Raw genomic sequence first — 15,074 nt, forward strand, 5'->3', positions numbered from 1 at the left:
AAGAGTTAATAGTTAACAGTGAACAGTGAATAGCGAAAAACCCGGCTTCGGAGCCGCCCCGCTGTTAACTGTTCACTATTAACTATTCACTGACGGTGGTGTTCGTTACTTAACGAACACCACCGTCTTGTTTCCGTCCACGATCACCCGGTCTTCCAGGTGCCAGCGCACCGCGCGCAGCATCACCTGGCGCTCCACGTCCTGGCCCAGGCCGCGCAGCTCGGCCGCCGAATGGCGGTGCGACACGCGCTGCACGTTCTGTTCGATGATCGGCCCCTGGTCCAGGTCCTCGGTGACGTAGTGGCTGGTGGCGCCGATCAGTTTCACGCCCCGGTCGTGGGCCTGCTGATAGGGGTTGGCACCGACGAAGGCGGGCAAGAAAGAGTGGTGAATATTGATGATGCGGTGCGGGTGCCGGGCCACGAAGGTGGGGCTGAGAATCTGCATGTAGCGGGCCAGTACGATCACGTCCACTTGCCCTTCCAACAGCTCCAATGCCTGCGCTTCCGCCTCTTCCTTATTGTCCCGGGTGACCGGAATGTGGTGGTAGGGAATGCCGAAACGCTCCACTTCGCCGCGCAGGTCGTCGTGGTTGCTGATCACCATCGGAATCACCGCCGGCAGATCGCCCCGCGACACCCGCCACAACAGGTCCATGATCACGTGGTCATGGCAGGACACCAGCACCGCCATGCGCTTTTTATCAGCGGCGTAACTGATGTGCCACTGCATCCCGTAGCGGTTGGCGACGCGGTTGCGGAAGTTGTTCTCCAGCGCTTCGTGGCTGCAATCCAGCCCCGGGGTCTGGAATTCCAGGCGCAGAAAGAAAGTACCGTCCTGATGATCGCTGGAGTGCTGATCCAGGTCGGTAATGTTGGCGCCGTGGTTGTACAGAAACGTGGACACCGCGCTGATGATGCCGGGCTGGTCCGGGCAGGTCACCAGCAGGCGGGCGGTGGCCGCGTCCTCGGGTTTGTCAGCGGGGTTCATGAATGTCTCCGTGTGGATTGCCGAAATGGTCGCGCCGGTAGGCGGACGGGGTCTGACCGGTCCACTTCTTGAACGCCCTATGGAAAGAACTGGCCTCGCTGAAACCCATCAGCAGGGCGATTTCGTCGATGCTCAGTTCCGGTTTGGAAAGGTAATACACCGAAGCGTCCTTGCGGATCGAATCCTTGATTTCCTGATAGCTGGTGTTGCCTTCCTTGAGACGGCGACGCAGGGTCTGCGGCGTCATGCCGAGCTTTTCGCAGATCTCGCCGAAGTCGGGAAAATGGTTGCCGTACTCATTGGAGATGATCGCGCGGATCTGGGCCGGCAGCCCCACGTTGTGTACGTTGCCGTCGAACAACTGAGCCAGCGAGTCGCGCAGGAACTTGGACAGCGACAGCTCGTTCTGCACCAGCGGCAGGTCGAGAAAATGCGCCGGGAACACCACCTGGTTGACGTCGCTGTTGTAGTGCGTCGGGCAGTCGAACATAAAGCGGTATTCGTCGTCCTCGCGCACCGGCTCGTAGTCCAGGTACACCGCCTGCGGCTCCACCGCCTTGCCCACCAGCCAGCTCATAAAACGCAGCGACAGGAACAGCATCGCCTCGATGATCACATCGCGGAAATCCAGCCGGCGGTCCACGCGCACCATCAGAGCGGCCTGGTCGCCGTCACGCAGCAGCCGGCTGTCCACGCTCAGGTCAAACAAACTGTAGAAACGGATCCCCCGGTCCACCGCCGCTTCCAGGTTGGGGCAGTTGACCACCGCGTGGGCCATCATCGAAAACGTGCCGGGCTTGGACTTGCGGCCCTGCCCGAAGCCCAGGAACTCATCCTGGGTCTGCTCCATGACCAGCAACATCAAACGGATAAAGGTATCGCGCTCGATGCGCGCGTCCGGATCCTCCAGCACGCGCCGCTCGATACCGCACTGGTCAAGCAGCGCCGGAATGCTCACGCCACCGCGGGCGGCGCCCTGCAGCACCTTCACCACCCGCTGTACGTTGATTGTTCTTCGCTGAATCATTGGCCATCCTGAAACGTCACGTGCCCTGCCCCCATCGGACAAGCGCCCCATGATAAATACTTTTGACCCGGGCTTCATCGCCCGGCGCTACCCTGTGTAGCTCAACCCATCGCGCAAGGACCGCCACCATGGCCGCACCCCGCCTGATACTGATTCTCGGCGACCAGCTCAGCCCCCATCTCAGCAGCCTGGCCGAAGGCGACCCGGCCCGCGACCGGGTGGTAATGGCGGAGGTGGCCGGCGAGTGCGACTACGTGCCCCACCACCGCAAGAAGATCGCGTTCCTGTTCGCCGCCATGCGCCATTTCGCCGATCGCCTGCGCCAGGACGGCTGGCGGGTGGACTACTATACCCTGGACCAGGACCATCAGGACCTCACCGATGCCCTGCTGGCCAGCCGCCGCGACAGCGGCGCCCGCCAACTGCTGGTCACCGCCCCCGGCGAGTGGCGGCTGCTCGAGGCCATGAAGCGCCAGTGGCCGCAGAAGCTCGGGTGCACGGTGCGCATCCTGGATGACCGGCGCTTCCTGTGCACCACCGAGGCCTTCCGGGACTGGGCCGAGTGCCGCAAACAGCCGCGCATGGAATACTTCTACCGCACCATGCGCCGCGCCACCGGCCTGCTGATGGACGCCGACGGCCAGCCGCTGGGCGGCCGCTGGAACTTCGACAAGGAAAACCGCAAACGCTTCGACGGCGAAGCGCCGCCCCCCGGCCCCAAGCGCTTCAACCCGGACGCCACCACCCGGGAAGTCCTGGAGCTGGTGGAAGCCCGCTTCCCCGACCGCTTCGGCGACCTGCAACCGTTCTGGTTCGCGGTTACCGAAGAGCAGGCGCAGGCGTCACTGAGTCACTTTCTGGACCACGCCCTGCCCCACTTCGGCGACTATCAGGACGCCATGGACAGCGGCGACGACTTTCTCTTCCACAGCGTGCTCAGCCAGTACATCAACGCCGGCCTGCTCGACCCCCTGGCGGTGTGCGAGGCCGCCGAGCAGCGCTACCTGCAAGACAAGGCGCCGCTCAACGCGGTGGAAGGCTTCATCCGCCAGATACTGGGCTGGCGCGAATACGTGCGCGGCCTGTACTGGCTGCTGATGCCCGACTACCGGGAAGAAAACCGGCTCGCCAGCCACCGCGACCTGCCCTGGTTCTACTGGAGCGGCAAGACCCGCATGCGCTGCGTGTCCGAAGCGGTGCGCGCCACCCGCGAACACGCCTACGCCCACCACATTCAGCGGCTGATGGTCACAGGCAACCTGGCCCTGCTGCTGGGCGTGGAAGTGAAGCAGATTCACGAATGGTACCTGGCGGTCTACGCGGACGCCTACGAGTGGGTGGAGCTGCCCAACACCCTGGGCATGGTGATGCACGCCGACGGCGGCTATCTGGGCTCCAAGCCCTACGCCGCCAGCGGCAAATACATCCAGCGCATGTCCGACTACTGCGGCGACTGCCCCTACAAGGTGAGCAGCGCCGAGGAAGACAACAGCTGCCCGTTCAACAGCCTCTACTGGCATTTTATCCACCGCCACCGGCGGCGCTTCGAGAAGCACCCGCGCATGAGCATGATCTACAAAGCCTGGGGCCGCATGGCCGAGAGCAAGCGGGACGCGATCCTGGCCCGCGCCGACACCCTGCTCGAGGATCCCGAACACCTTTAAGCCGCCTTGTGGGAGTGAGCTTGTGGGAGCGGGCCCCGCCCGCGAAAGGGTGCGAAGTTGTGCGAGCGGGCCTCGCCCGCGAAAGGGTGGCGCTAGCCACCCGGCGGGATCCCAGAGACTTTTTCTCTCCAGAAAGCCCGCACCGGGATCGGGTGGGCCCGTCCAGGACACGCTGCGAGTACATCCCTGTAAGCTCGGCGTTTGGCCATCCCTGGCCAAACACGGTCCTGGACGGGCCCACCCGATCCCGGCGCTCCTTGGGAAATTCGCCGCCACAAGCCCCACTTCGTAGAAAGGTCCAGGCGGTGTTCTGACCCGTGGCGGTTCCGCTGCCCAGAGAGCGGGGCAATGGTGGTGCCTGGAGGGACCTATTTGGCCAGGGATGGCCAAATGAGAGCGCCCAGGGAAGGCTTGAGCGATCCCGGAAGGCACCACCATTGCACCGCGTCCCGGATGGAGAGAACCAGCCCCGGAGCATGACGAACTTTTTTGTAGTACATTGTCGTGACCTGAACCAACACACCGTGACCGACCACCATGACCGACAAGCCGCGTAAAAGCCGCCGTGGAAGACGGCCGGCGCCGGAGAGTGAACGCAAGGACCGGGTGATCCAGACCCGCGTGCCCCAGGACCTGGAAGACAGCCTGCGCCACGCCGCCGAGCGGGAACGGGTAACCGTGTCCCACCTGATCCGCAATGTGTTGGAAGACAGCTTCCGCCTGGTGGACGGCATCGTTGCCGATTCCTCGCAACTGGTGGACAACGTGACCCGGGACGCCCGCCGCCTGGCCTCCGCCGCCAGGGGCCAGGCCCGCGCGCCGGCCACCTTCGTGCCCGCCGACCAGGGCGGCACCGTGGCCCGTGCCCTGCTCGACGCCGTGGACGCCTGGCAGGAAGTGATCGTCAACAAGCCCACCCACTGCACCCAGTGCGGTGTCACCCTCTCCCGCGGGCAGAAGGCGCTGCGCGGGCTGACCACCGAGCCCGCCGCCCCGGTGGTGTGGCTGTGCCAGGCCTGCCTCGACAAAGACCCCGCCGGGTAATTTTGTAACAAGTGTTCACATCGCCATTGCCAGACCGGCCCGGCTGTCCTATTTTGTAATACATTAAATGACAAGGGGCGCCCCTATGACCGTATCCCGGCAAGCCACCGACATCGACACTGCTGACCGGACCGACATGGAAAGCCGCGACCGCCACTGGCCGGCGCTGAAGGCCTTCAGCGGCCACCAGCAGGACAGCGGCCTGCGCGCCTGGCTGGCGGTGATGGAAGGCACGCTGAAAGCCATCGAACGCACCGCCTGGCAGGGCCGTGAGCTGGCGCAGCAGGCCGTGTCCGCCTGGCGCGCCATCGAGAGCGGCGCCGGCGACGTGGCCGGTGAATGCCAGGAACTGGCCCGCGAGGCGAAACGCTGGCCCGCCCGGCTGAAACGGCTCTCCGTAACCGGCTGGATGCTCACCCGGGTGGTGGCCAGTTACCGGCTCTGGGGCACGCGTTCGGCGTTCCTGCCCTCCAGCATGCAGGAGGCGGCCCTGACCTCCCTGCACCGCAAGAACGCGCGCCGCTTCCGCAAAACCTCCCTGGAACAGGGCGGCGCCTTCCTCAAGATCGGGCAAATCCTGTCCAGCCGCCCGGACCTGCTGCCCGCCGCCTGGGTGGAAGAACTGGCCCAGCTGCAGGACCAGGCCCGTCCGGAAACCTTTGAGGCGGTGCGCGGCGTGATCGAGCAGGAGTTCGGTGCCCCCTTGGAGCAGCTGTTCGAGCACTTTGATCCGGAACCGCTGGCCGCCGCCAGCATCGGCCAGGTGCATAAAGCCCGCTTGGCGGATGGCCGCGAGGTGGCGGTGAAAATCCAGCGCCCCGGTCTGGATGAGGTCATCGAGCTGGATATGACACTGTTAAAGGTATTCATCGACAGTGTGCGCGGCGCCCTGCCGCCGATGGATTTCGACACCATCATCGGGGAAATCCAGCGTACCGTCCGCGACGAACTGGACTACCCGGGCGAAGCCGACGCCATGCGTCGTGTGCGCGCCCAGCTGGCGGCGCAACCGGCGGTCACCGTCCCCGCCACGGTCGACAGCCTGTGCGGGCGACGCGTGCTGACCAGCGAGTTCGTTCGCGGGCGCAAGCTCACCATGGTGCTCGACGAACACAACCAACGCGGTGATCAGGAGGCCGTCAGCGGCATCCTGCACGCCCTGCTCGACGCCTGGTTCCGTCAGGTGCTGGTGGGCGGCGTGTTCCAGGCCGACCCGCACCCGGGCAACCTGATGGTCGACGACGACGGCCGCGTGGTGGTGCTCGACTTCGGCTGCACCATGACGCTGCCGGAGGCCTACCGGCGCGGCTACTTCCGGGTGCTGCAGGCCGCCATTGTCGGCGAACGCACGGTGATCGCGGAAACCCTGGCGGAGCTCGGCTTCGCCACCCGCAGCGGCCGCCCGGACACTCTGCTGGCGTTCACCGACGCCCTGCTCGATCAGATACGGGTGGCCATGGTGGAGACCGGCGCCGCCGGCACGCAGTGGCCCGGCCCGGAGGCACTGATGGAACAGGTGCGAGCGCTGTTGATCCGCATGGAGGACGACCCGGTGGAAAAAATACCGGCGGAGTTCGTGATGCTGGCGCGGGTGTTCGGCACCCTGGGCGGCCTGTTTCTGCATTATCAGCCGCGCCTGGACATCGGCCGTCTGGTGCTGCGTTATCTGACCATGCCGGAAACCCTCGGCGACACTCCTCGGCAGGCGGCGACACCCGAACCGCTCCCCTGGTGGCAGCGCTGGGGCCTGGTACCGCGGGCGGAGTTCTAATCCACCCAGGCGCGCTCCAGGGCCGCGCCGAGGCGCTCGTTGCCCCAGAACAGCTCGCCGTTCACCACGAACGACGGGGCACCGAAAATATCCCGCTGGCGGGCCGCCGCCACGTCGGCCCGGGTGCGCTCGCCGCCGCCTTCCGCCAGCGCCCGGTCCAGGGGCGCGCGGTCCAGCCCCGCCTGGCGCAGGCACTCCTCGATCACCGTGGGCGTGGCCGGATCGCGGCGCTCGGCGAAGCCGGCCCGAAACACCGCCCGACAATACGCCGGCAGCCGGAACCCGGTGTCGATCCAGGTGGCGGTTTTGGTGGCCAGGGTGCTGTTGAACGGAAAGCGCGCCGGCCGGCGCCAGGCAATGCCCAGGCGCCGGGTCTCCCGTTGGAGATCCAGCCACAGGTAGCGGCCCCGGGCCGGGTAAAGGTTGAAGGGCGAATCGGTCCAGCCCTGCTCGCTGAAAATCGGGCCCAGCAGGAACGGCTTCCAGATCACCCGCACGCCGGCCTCGGCGGCGGCCGGCTCAATGGTCTCCGCCGCCAGATAGGCGTAGGGGCTGGCAAAATCGAACCAGAATTCCAGATCCGCCATATCAGCGCACCGCCACGATCGCCAGGGTCACGGTGGCCTTGGCGATCAGCTTTCGGCCGCCGTTGCCGTCCTCGGCGAACACCTCGGACTCCGCCACCGTCAATGTCTTGCCCATTTTCAGCACCGTCGCCTCGCACACCAGCGCCACGCCCAGGGCCGGGCGCAGCAGATTGACCTTGAACTCGGCGGTCAACGGCATATGGCCGTCGTCGAGCAGCGTGCCACAGGCGGCGCCGGCGGTGTGATCCGCCAGGGTGCCCACCGCGCCGGCGTGCACATAGCCGTTCTGTTGATTGAGCTCTTCGCGCACCGGCAGGCGGGACACCACCCTGCCCGGCTCGATACTGTCCACTTCCACCCCCAGCAAGCGCAAAAACGGCGCCTGCATCAAGGTGCGCACCTGGTCCTGGTCGGCCATGGCGACTATCCCCCTGTTGTTATAACCCATGCGGACAAGCGTCAAGCATTCCGCATCGGGCCGGCGTTGGCCAGCCCTCCGAAAGTACGGACCGCTCAGAAAAAGCCGGCACTGGCGGCGCCCGGCTGTTGCAGGGCGTCGGCGATCACATGCAGGGCCTGGCCCAGATCCTGGCGGCTGGCGGGGCCGCCCAGGCAAAGCCGCACCGCTTCCGGCGGCTTGCCGTTGACCGCGAAGGCGTCGCTGACCACCACATTGATGCCCTGGGCGCGCAGCCGCGCGGCGAACGCCACCCGGCTCCAGGCGGGCGGCATCCGCAGCCAGACGTGGAAGGCCTCCGGGTGCGACCGGTAGTCGGCGCCGGTCAGGATCTCCGCGACCAGTTCCTGGCGCGCCTGGGACTCGCGGCGGGTCAGCGTCAGAGCCAGGTCGGCGGTGCCGTCCTGGACCCAGCAGGACGCCAGCGCCGCGGTAATCGGCGACGCCATCACCGTGGTGGCGCGCAGGGTGACCGCCAGCCGCGAGCGCAACCGGGCCGAGGGCAACGCCAGATAGGCGATGCGCAACCCCGCCCCCAACGACTTGCTGAATCCGCACAGGTAATAGGTCAGTTCCGGCGCCAGCGCCGCCAACGCCGGCGGCCGGTGGCTGGGCAGCAGGCCGTAGGCGTCGTCCTCGATAATCGGCAGATTATGACGGCGGGCGATCTGCACCACCCGGTGGCGGCGCTCGTCGCTCAAGGTCACCGCCGCCGGGTTGAGCAGCACCGGATTGCAGTACAGCGCCTTGGGATGATGTTCCGCGCACAGCTTCGCCAGCGCGTCCGGATCAATGCCGTCGTCGTCCAGCGGCACCCCCACCAGACGCAGGCCCAGCTGCCCGGCGATGGCCCGCAGCCCCGGGTAGGTCAGCGCCTCGCACAGCACCACGTCGCCGGGCCGGGCCAGGTTGCCGAGCACCGCCAGCAAGGCGCTTTGCACCCCGGGGCACACCAGCACCCGGTCCTCGCTCACCGTCAAAGGGCGCCGCTCCAGCCAGGCCACCGCCGCTTCGCGGTCCTCCATGGAGCCGCCGAATTCCTGGTAGCGCATCAACGGCTGAAGGTCCGGCCCCAGGGCGCGCAGCCCGGCTTCCATGCGCTCGCGCAGCAGCGGGTCGCGGGGTTCCGGCGGCAGGTTCATGGTCATGTCCACCGCCCGGTCGGCGCTGGCGCTGCGGCGGCTGGCGCGGCCCGGCCGGCACACGAAGGAGCCCTGCCCGACCCGCGAATAGATCAGACCACGGCGCTGCGCCTCGCCGTAGCCCCGCGACACGGTGGCGTAGTTCAGTTGCAGGGTTTCGGCCAGATCCCGCAGCGGTGGCAGACGCTCGCCGACCCCCAGCCGGCCGGCCAGGATGTCGTCGCCGATGGCGTCGGCGATACGAATATAGACTGGCTGGCCGCTGTTCTTGAGAACCGGTCGCCAGGCCTCCTGGGAAGAGGTCATGGACTCACTCCGCGCCATGTGGCGGCGCCTTTTCGCACTGATCGGAACCACCCCGTGCACCAGTGTCGCTCACCAGGGTGGGCGCCGCCCGGCGCTTTGATTGGTTGCCCGCCGGTCGGTGGCTCGCGGCACCACGGGATTCGCCGCCCATTGAGCCACAGCGACCGGGACCAATCAATCATTTCATCTATTGGTTGGCATATTGATTGCAATTGAACGGTTACGGAGCGCGACCCTGGGCGTCGCCTTCGATCAACCTCAAAAGCATCCTCAAAGCATGGGAGACGGTTATGCCCACCGTAGAGAAAGCAGCGCATCAGAAAGGCGATTTTTTCGTCGACTACGAAGAAAAGGTGTTCGAGGACGTCAAGGCGGAGCCGGGGGAGAAAGCCCTGGTGACCTTCCATACCGTGGCGTTCGAAGGGTCCATCGGGCTGGTCAATATGTTGCAGGCCACGCGCTTGCAGCGCAAAGGGTTCGACACCTCGGTGCTGCTGTACGGCCCCGGTGTCACCCTGGGCGTGCAGCGTGGCTTCCCGACCCTGGGCGACGAGGCGTTCCCCGGCCATATGGCGGTCAACAACCAGATCACCAAGTTCATGGGGGAAGGCGGCAAGGTGTACGCCTGCCGGTTCGCGCTTCAGGCGCTGTACGGCCACGGCGAGCCTTCATTGATTGAGGGGATCAGACCAATCAATCCCTTGGACGTGCTGGACCTGGTGCTGCTGCACCGCCGGGACGGCGCCTTCATCCTCGACACCTGGACCACCTGAGGGAGCGGCGCCATGAACGAAGCCGCAACGGTACGGGCGGCGGCGGCGCAGATCGCGCCGGACCTGCGCACCCCCGGGGGCACGCTGGACAAGGTGTGCGCCACCGTCGAGGAGGCCGCCGGGCGGGGCGTGCAACTGATCGTCTTCCCGGAAACCCTGCTGCCCTACTACCCGTATTTTTCGTTCGTGCGCGCCCCGGCGTTCTCCGGCGCGGACCACCTTGCCCTCTACCAACAGGCGGTGACGGTGCCCGGCCCGGAGTTGGACCGGGTCGCCGCCCTCGCCGCCCGCCATTCGATGGTGGTGGTGCTGGGCGTCAACGAACGGGACCGGGGCACGCTCTACAACACCCAGGTGGTGTTCGACCGCGACGGCCGCCTGCTGCTCAAGCGCCGCAAGATCACGCCCACCTACCACGAGCGCATGATCTGGGGCCAGGGCGACGCCAGCGGCCTGAAGGTGGTGGACAGCGGCGTCGGGCGCATCGGCGCGCTGGCCTGCTGGGAACACTACAACCCCCTGGCCCGCTACGCGCTGATGACCCAGCACGAGGAAATCCACTGCGCCCAGTTTCCCGGTTCCATGGTCGGCCAGGTGTTCGCCGACCAGATCGAGGCGGCGATGCGCCACCACGCGGCGGAATCCGGCTGTTTCGTGGTCAACGCCACCGGCTGGCTGGAGGACCACCAGATTGAATCGATCACCGACGACCCGGCCCAGCAAAAGGCCCTGCGCGGCGGCTGCATGACCATGATCGTGTCCCCGGAAGGCAAGGTACTGGGTGAGCCGGTCACCGAAGGCGAAGGCCTGTGCGTGGCCGACCTGGACATGGCGCTGATTCTGAAACGCAAACGGATGATGGATTCGGTGGGCCACTACGCCCGCCCGGAACTGCTCAGCCTGATGATCGACCGACGGCCGGCGGCCACCTGGCACGACGTCCCGAAACCGGACGACCAGGCGCCCACCGTGGCCACTTTCCAATCTCCGTCCGAGAGGAGCGATAGCGATGACCGCGAGCAAAGCGTTGTCCACCGAACAGCTCATCAATGAGCTGCAGACCCGCGGCGTACGCCTGGAGGACGCCGGCCACGGCGCCCCCAGCCGGCGCGGCGGCGCCGGCCCCTCGGACCACAAGGCGCTATCGATCGATGGCCGGGTGGTGATGATCCCGGTGCACACCGCCGGCGCCGATCAGTCACCGTACAGCCTGGGCACCGCCGGCGACGACGGCGGCGCCGCCCTGTCCCGGGAGGGCCGGGAAATCGCCCGGCTGGCGTTCACCCCGACACCGCGCTTTTACGACCTGCGCACCGACGACGGCGTGCCCTATTCGCACATCGCCACCCTGCACGGTAAGGACGTGCTCGCCACCACCGTGCTGCAAACCTGCATCCGCTATAACAACCGCAAGGTCTCCTGCCAGTTCTGCGCCATCGAGCAGTCGCTCAAGGAGGGCCGCACCATCGCCCATAAAACCCCGGCGCAACTGGCCGAGGTGGCGCGGGCGGCGGTGGCGCTGGACGGCGTCAAGCACATGGTGATGACCACCGGCACCCCCAACCTGCGGGACCGGGGCGCGCGCATCCTGTGCGACAGCGCCGCCGCCGTCACCGCCGCCGTGGACCTGCCGATCCAGGCACAGTGCGAACCGCCGGATGACCCGGCCTGGTTCCAGCGCCTGCGCGACAGCGGCGTGGCCAGCCTGGGCATGCACCTGGAAATCGCCACCCCGGCGCTGCGCGAAAAAATCATGCCCAGCAAGGCCTCGGTGAGCCTGGCGCAGTACATGGACGCCTTCGCCGAGGCGGTGGCGGTGTTCGGGCGCGGCCAGGTCAGCACCTATTTGCTGGCCGGACTGGGCGACACCCCGGAAACCACCCTGGCGCTTTGCCGGCGGCTGATCGAGCTGGGCGTTTACCCGTTCGTGGTGCCGTTCGTGCCGATCTCCGGCACACCGTTGGCGAACCATCCGTCGCCGTCGTCCGCTCACATGGCCAGCATCCTGGAACCGCTGGCGACCATGCTGCGCGACGGCGACCTGCGTTCCCGTGACATCAAGGCCGGCTGCGGACGCTGCGGCGCCTGCTCGTCGCTGTCGACCTTCGAGGACGCCTCCGACCAGGTGCCCGCTGATCTGGAGAGCCTGCCATGATCCTGGAACCGGTCACCCCGTTCCGCCCCCGGGAGTACGCCGTCAAAGTGGCGGACCAGGCCTGGGAGCAGCGTGCCGCCGCCGCCCTGCGCCGCCGCGTGTTCTGCCAGGAGCAGGGGCTGTTCCAGGACCACGACCGGGACGCCCTGGACCAACACGCCACCACCCTGGTGGCGCTCTCCTACCTGGCCGGCGGCCCGGACGAGGTGGTCGGCACGGTGCGCATCCACAGCGACCGGCCCGGCATCTGGTACGGCTCCCGGCTGGCGGTGGCGCCGGGCTACCGGCGCGACGCCCATCTGGGAAGCGCCCTGATCCGGCTGGCGGTGGGCAGCGCCCATGCGCGCGGCTGTAACGCTTTTTTCGCCACCGTGCAGGCCGCCAACCAGGCGCTGTTCGAAAGCCTGCACTGGCGCACCCTGCGTAGTCTCGACCTGCACGGCAGGCCGCACGTGCTGATGCGCGCCGATCTGGCCCACTATCCGCCGGTGCACGGCGGCACCCTGCCGCTGGTGGCGGTGGGCAGGAGGGCCTCATGACCCTCACCGCCCTGATGGACGCCCTGCGTGACAGCCCGGCGTTCCAGCACAAGCAGGACATCGCGCCGATGCTGCGCGACCTGGAGGCCGCGCACGGCGCCGTGCCGGTGGGCGACGACTGCGCCGTCCTGGCCGACGGCGACGGCTACCTGCTGTTCGCCATTGAAGGCTTCCTCAACGGCTTCGTGGCGCGGGACCCGGATTTCGCCGGCTATTGCGGGGTGATGGTCAACGTCAGCGACATCTACGCCATGGGCGGCCGGCCCACGGCGGTGGTGGACGCGCTGTGGAGCGCCGGCGCCGATCAGGCGGACGCGATCATGGCGGGGCTGCGCCGGGCCGCCGGCAAATACCAGGTGCCGGTGGTGGGCGGCCACAGCAACGCCCACAACGATCGGGCGCAGTTGTCGGTGGCCATTATCGGCCGCGCCAAACGCCTGCTCACCAGTTTCGATGCCCGGCCCGGCGACCATTTGATGGTCGCCTGCGACCTGCGCGGCGCCTATCGGCCGGCCGCCCCCGGCGAACCGGACAGCCACAACTGGGACGCCAGCAGCGACGCCCCCGGCGAGCGGCTGCGCGGCGACCTGGAGCTGTTGCCGCTGATCGCCGAGCGCGGCCTGTGCCGCGCCGCCAAGGACATCAGCATGGCCAGCTTCGTGGGCACCACCCTGATGCTGCTGGAGTGCTCCGGCGTGGGCGGCCACCTGGCACTGAACGCCCTGCCCCGGCCCGCCGATGTGCCCCTGGCGCGCTGGCTGAGCACCTTCCCCAGCTACGGCTTCGTGCTGGCGGTGCCCGAGGCCCACCGCGACGCGGTCACCGGCCTGTTCCGCCAGCGCGATCTGGCGATCGCCGACGTGGGCCGGGTGCACCCCGGCCACCGTCTCACCCTCTCCCTGGAGGAAGAAGCCGGCCTGTTCTGGGACCTGGGGCGCACCCCTTTTATCGGCGCGCCCGCCCTTCAATCCGCTATTCAACCCGAGCCTGGAGCCCACCATGCCCGAAGTGCATTTTGACGTCCGCTGGCCGGACCAGAGCGAAAGCCACTGTTATTCCCCTTCCACCGTGATCCACGACTATCTGCGCAGCGGCGAAGACTACCCGCTGCCGGAATTCCTGCGCCTCAGCCGCGAGGCGCTGACCCTGGCCGCGGACCGGGTGGAACAAAAGTTCGGTTTCCGCTGCAGCAGCGCGGAAACCCAATTGCTGGCGATCGAAACCCGGGGCCGGCAGTTCGCCGGTGTCGAGGACGCCCGCGTCACCGTCACCCGTATTGGCTGACACTTAATCAATAAAAGGAGCCACCATGACCACGCCCTTTTTCGCAGGACAGCACTACCCGGTGATCGTGGTGGGCGGCGGCCAGGCCGGCCTGTCCGCCAGCTACTGGCTGTGCCGCCATGACATCGACCATCTGGTGCTGGAAAAGCACCAGGCCTTCCACGCCTGGAAAAACGAACGCTGGGACAGCTTCTCCCTGGTCACGCCGAACTGGCAGTGCCGGCTGCCCGGCCACCCCTATGACGGCGACGACCCGGACGGCTTCATGGTCAAGGACCAGATCGTCGCCTGGATGGAGCGCTTCCGGGCCGCCTTTTCGCCGCCGCTGCGGGAAGGCGTCACCGTGCAGGAGGTCACGCCGCGATCCGGCGGCGGCTACCGGGTGCGCACCGACCGGGGCGCGCTGAGCGCCGACCGGGTGATCATGGCGGTGAGCGTCTACCACCAGCCCAAGGTGCCGCCCTGCGCCGACGCCCTGCCCGACCACCTGACCCAGCTGGACGCCTCCGCCTATCGTAATCCGGACGCCCTGCCCGAGGGACCGGTGCTGGTGGTGGGCACCGGCCAGTCCGGCTGCCAGATCGCCGAGGACCTGCACCTGGCCGGCCGCGAGGTGCACCTGGCGGTGGGCCCCGCGCCGCGGGTCTCGCGCTTCTACCGGGGCCGCGACGTGGTCGCCTGGCTGGACGACATGGGCCACTACCGCATTCCGGTGCGCGAGCACCTCAGCGAGGATCAGGTCAAAGCCAAGGCCAACCACTACGTCACCGGGCGCGACGGCGGCCGCGACATTGATCTGCGCCGCTTCGCCCTGGAAGGCATGCGCCTGTACGGGCGCCTGGAAGACGTGGCCGGCGGCCGGATTCTGTTTGGCCACGACCTGACCGAAAACCTCGACAACGCCGACGCCACCAACGCCCGCATCAAGGCCGGCATCGACGAGCATATCGCGCGGCACAACATCGACGCGCCGCCGGAAGCGCCCTACCGCCCGGTGTGGGAGCCGGCACCGGACCATCCCACCCGCCTGGACCTGGACGCCACCGGCATCACCACGGTGATCTGGTGCATCGGCTACGCGCCGGATTTCAGCTGGATCAAGGTGCCGGCCGCCTTCGACGACAGCGGCTACCCGAAACACGAGCGCGGCGTCACCGCCAGCCCCGGCCTCTACTTCCTGGGCCTGCCCTGGCAGCACACCTGGGGCTCCGGACGCATCTACGCCATCGCCGAGGACGCCGAGCATGTGGTCGACCACCTGGCTGATGAGCTCTGTGCGAGCGGGCCGGGCTGGGCCCGCTCCCACAACACCACACAAAATTGTCGGCCATAAAA

Annotated in this window: 15 protein-coding genes; 10 read left to right on the forward strand and 5 right to left on the reverse strand. The window is 67.4% G+C overall.

Annotated features, from left to right (window positions below):
- Positions 1-105: 105 nt before the first annotated feature.
- Both purU and ACMG4O_RS12315 read right to left on the reverse strand, forming a co-directional pair.
- Positions 106-990 carry a formyltetrahydrofolate deformylase gene (gene purU, locus ACMG4O_RS12310; RefSeq protein ID WP_414433863.1) on the reverse strand — a complete coding sequence of 295 codons (885 nt, stop codon included), beginning with the start codon at positions 988-990 and terminating at the stop codon, positions 106-108.
- Positions 977-2,017, reverse strand: a complete 1,041-nt coding sequence (locus tag ACMG4O_RS12315; RefSeq protein WP_142949067.1) for an AraC family transcriptional regulator — start codon at positions 2,015-2,017, stop codon at positions 977-979. Before ACMG4O_RS12315 ends, purU begins: the two co-directional genes overlap by 14 nt.
- Before the next feature lie 128 nt (positions 2,018-2,145).
- On the opposite strand from ACMG4O_RS12315, the gene ACMG4O_RS12320 reads away from it, so the two are divergent.
- The 3 genes from ACMG4O_RS12320 to ACMG4O_RS12330 all read left to right on the forward strand — a co-directional run bounded on the left by ACMG4O_RS12320 (position 2,146) and on the right by ACMG4O_RS12330 (position 6,496).
- Positions 2,146-3,681, forward strand: coding sequence for a cryptochrome/photolyase family protein (locus ACMG4O_RS12320; protein ID WP_414433864.1), 1,536 nt, complete (start codon positions 2,146-2,148; stop codon positions 3,679-3,681).
- A gap of 537 nt (positions 3,682-4,218) precedes the next feature.
- Positions 4,219-4,725: a hypothetical protein gene (locus tag ACMG4O_RS12325; protein WP_414433865.1), complete on the forward strand. Its 507-nt coding sequence runs from the start codon at positions 4,219-4,221 to the stop codon at positions 4,723-4,725.
- An 85-nt stretch (positions 4,726-4,810) separates the two neighbouring features.
- Complete coding sequence (locus ACMG4O_RS12330) at positions 4,811-6,496, forward strand: ABC1 kinase family protein (protein ID WP_414433866.1); 1,686 nt, start codon at positions 4,811-4,813, stop codon at positions 6,494-6,496.
- On the opposite strand, the gene ACMG4O_RS12335 is transcribed toward ACMG4O_RS12330, so the two are convergent.
- From ACMG4O_RS12335 to ACMG4O_RS12345, 3 genes are all read right to left on the reverse strand, one after another.
- Entirely contained in the window at positions 6,493-7,083 is a 591-nt protein-coding gene (locus tag ACMG4O_RS12335; RefSeq protein WP_194856153.1) for a 2-hydroxychromene-2-carboxylate isomerase, read from the reverse strand. The genes ACMG4O_RS12330 and ACMG4O_RS12335 overlap by 4 nt on opposite strands.
- A 1-nt stretch (position 7,084) precedes the next feature.
- Positions 7,085-7,501, reverse strand: a complete 417-nt coding sequence (locus ACMG4O_RS12340) for a PaaI family thioesterase (RefSeq protein ID WP_067607816.1) — start codon at positions 7,499-7,501, stop codon at positions 7,085-7,087.
- 95 nt (positions 7,502-7,596) lie between these two features.
- Positions 7,597-8,988 carry a PLP-dependent aminotransferase family protein gene (locus ACMG4O_RS12345; RefSeq protein WP_414433867.1) on the reverse strand — a complete coding sequence of 464 codons (1,392 nt, stop codon included), beginning with the start codon at positions 8,986-8,988 and terminating at the stop codon, positions 7,597-7,599.
- 290 nt (positions 8,989-9,278) lie between these two features.
- Between ACMG4O_RS12345 and ACMG4O_RS12350 the strand changes: the two genes are divergently transcribed.
- The 7 genes from ACMG4O_RS12350 to ACMG4O_RS12380 are packed head-to-tail and all read left to right on the forward strand — an operon-like array spanning position 9,279 to position 15,072.
- Positions 9,279-9,761, forward strand: coding sequence for an MSMEG_0572/Sll0783 family nitrogen starvation response protein (locus ACMG4O_RS12350; protein ID WP_142949073.1), 483 nt, complete (start codon positions 9,279-9,281; stop codon positions 9,759-9,761).
- A gap of 12 nt (positions 9,762-9,773) precedes the next feature.
- Entirely contained in the window at positions 9,774-10,814 is a 1,041-nt protein-coding gene (locus tag ACMG4O_RS12355) for a Nit6803 family nitrilase (RefSeq protein ID WP_414433868.1), read from the forward strand.
- Positions 10,771-11,916, forward strand: coding sequence for an MSMEG_0568 family radical SAM protein (locus tag ACMG4O_RS12360; protein ID WP_414433869.1), 1,146 nt, complete (start codon positions 10,771-10,773; stop codon positions 11,914-11,916). Before ACMG4O_RS12355 ends, ACMG4O_RS12360 begins: the two co-directional genes overlap by 44 nt.
- Complete coding sequence (locus ACMG4O_RS12365; protein WP_335629776.1) at positions 11,913-12,455, forward strand: MSMEG_0567/Sll0786 family nitrogen starvation N-acetyltransferase; 543 nt, start codon at positions 11,913-11,915, stop codon at positions 12,453-12,455. The genes ACMG4O_RS12360 and ACMG4O_RS12365 overlap by 4 nt, the downstream gene beginning before the upstream one ends.
- A complete protein-coding gene (locus tag ACMG4O_RS12370; RefSeq protein ID WP_370186313.1) occupies positions 12,452-13,474 on the forward strand; it encodes a sll0787 family AIR synthase-like protein in 1,023 nt (340 codons plus the stop codon). The genes ACMG4O_RS12365 and ACMG4O_RS12370 overlap by 4 nt, the downstream gene beginning before the upstream one ends.
- Complete coding sequence (locus tag ACMG4O_RS12375) at positions 13,455-13,739, forward strand: MSMEG_0570 family nitrogen starvation response protein (protein ID WP_142949077.1); 285 nt, start codon at positions 13,455-13,457, stop codon at positions 13,737-13,739. Before ACMG4O_RS12370 ends, ACMG4O_RS12375 begins: the two co-directional genes overlap by 20 nt.
- Before the next feature lie 25 nt (positions 13,740-13,764).
- On the forward strand, positions 13,765-15,072 hold the full coding sequence (locus ACMG4O_RS12380) for an MSMEG_0569 family flavin-dependent oxidoreductase (protein WP_414433870.1): 1,308 nt from the start codon (positions 13,765-13,767) through the stop codon (positions 15,070-15,072).
- Positions 15,073-15,074: the final 2 nt, after the last annotated feature.

Origin of the sequence: Alloalcanivorax venustensis (assembly GCF_047495515.1) — a bacterium.
Classification (GTDB): Bacteria; Pseudomonadota; Gammaproteobacteria; order Pseudomonadales; family Alcanivoracaceae; genus Alloalcanivorax; species Alloalcanivorax venustensis.

Coding starts and splice junctions, on each gene's coding strand:
- purU (WP_414433863.1), bottom strand. CDS start 990: ATGAACCCCGCTGACAAACCCGAGGACGCGGCCACCGCCCGCCTGCTG.
- ACMG4O_RS12315 (WP_142949067.1), bottom strand. CDS start 2,017: ATGATTCAGCGAAGAACAATCAACGTACAGCGGGTGGTGAAGGTGCTG.
- ACMG4O_RS12320 (WP_414433864.1), top strand. CDS start 2,146: ATGGCCGCACCCCGCCTGATACTGATTCTCGGCGACCAGCTCAGCCCC.
- ACMG4O_RS12325 (WP_414433865.1), top strand. CDS start 4,219: ATGACCGACAAGCCGCGTAAAAGCCGCCGTGGAAGACGGCCGGCGCCG.
- ACMG4O_RS12330 (WP_414433866.1), top strand. CDS start 4,811: ATGACCGTATCCCGGCAAGCCACCGACATCGACACTGCTGACCGGACC.
- ACMG4O_RS12335 (WP_194856153.1), bottom strand. CDS start 7,083: ATGGCGGATCTGGAATTCTGGTTCGATTTTGCCAGCCCCTACGCCTAT.
- ACMG4O_RS12340 (WP_067607816.1), bottom strand. CDS start 7,501: ATGGCCGACCAGGACCAGGTGCGCACCTTGATGCAGGCGCCGTTTTTG.
- ACMG4O_RS12345 (WP_414433867.1), bottom strand. CDS start 8,988: ATGACCTCTTCCCAGGAGGCCTGGCGACCGGTTCTCAAGAACAGCGGC.
- ACMG4O_RS12350 (WP_142949073.1), top strand. CDS start 9,279: ATGCCCACCGTAGAGAAAGCAGCGCATCAGAAAGGCGATTTTTTCGTC.
- ACMG4O_RS12355 (WP_414433868.1), top strand. CDS start 9,774: ATGAACGAAGCCGCAACGGTACGGGCGGCGGCGGCGCAGATCGCGCCG.
- ACMG4O_RS12360 (WP_414433869.1), top strand. CDS start 10,771: ATGACCGCGAGCAAAGCGTTGTCCACCGAACAGCTCATCAATGAGCTG.
- ACMG4O_RS12365 (WP_335629776.1), top strand. CDS start 11,913: ATGATCCTGGAACCGGTCACCCCGTTCCGCCCCCGGGAGTACGCCGTC.
- ACMG4O_RS12370 (WP_370186313.1), top strand. CDS start 12,452: ATGACCCTCACCGCCCTGATGGACGCCCTGCGTGACAGCCCGGCGTTC.
- ACMG4O_RS12375 (WP_142949077.1), top strand. CDS start 13,455: ATGCCCGAAGTGCATTTTGACGTCCGCTGGCCGGACCAGAGCGAAAGC.
- ACMG4O_RS12380 (WP_414433870.1), top strand. CDS start 13,765: ATGACCACGCCCTTTTTCGCAGGACAGCACTACCCGGTGATCGTGGTG.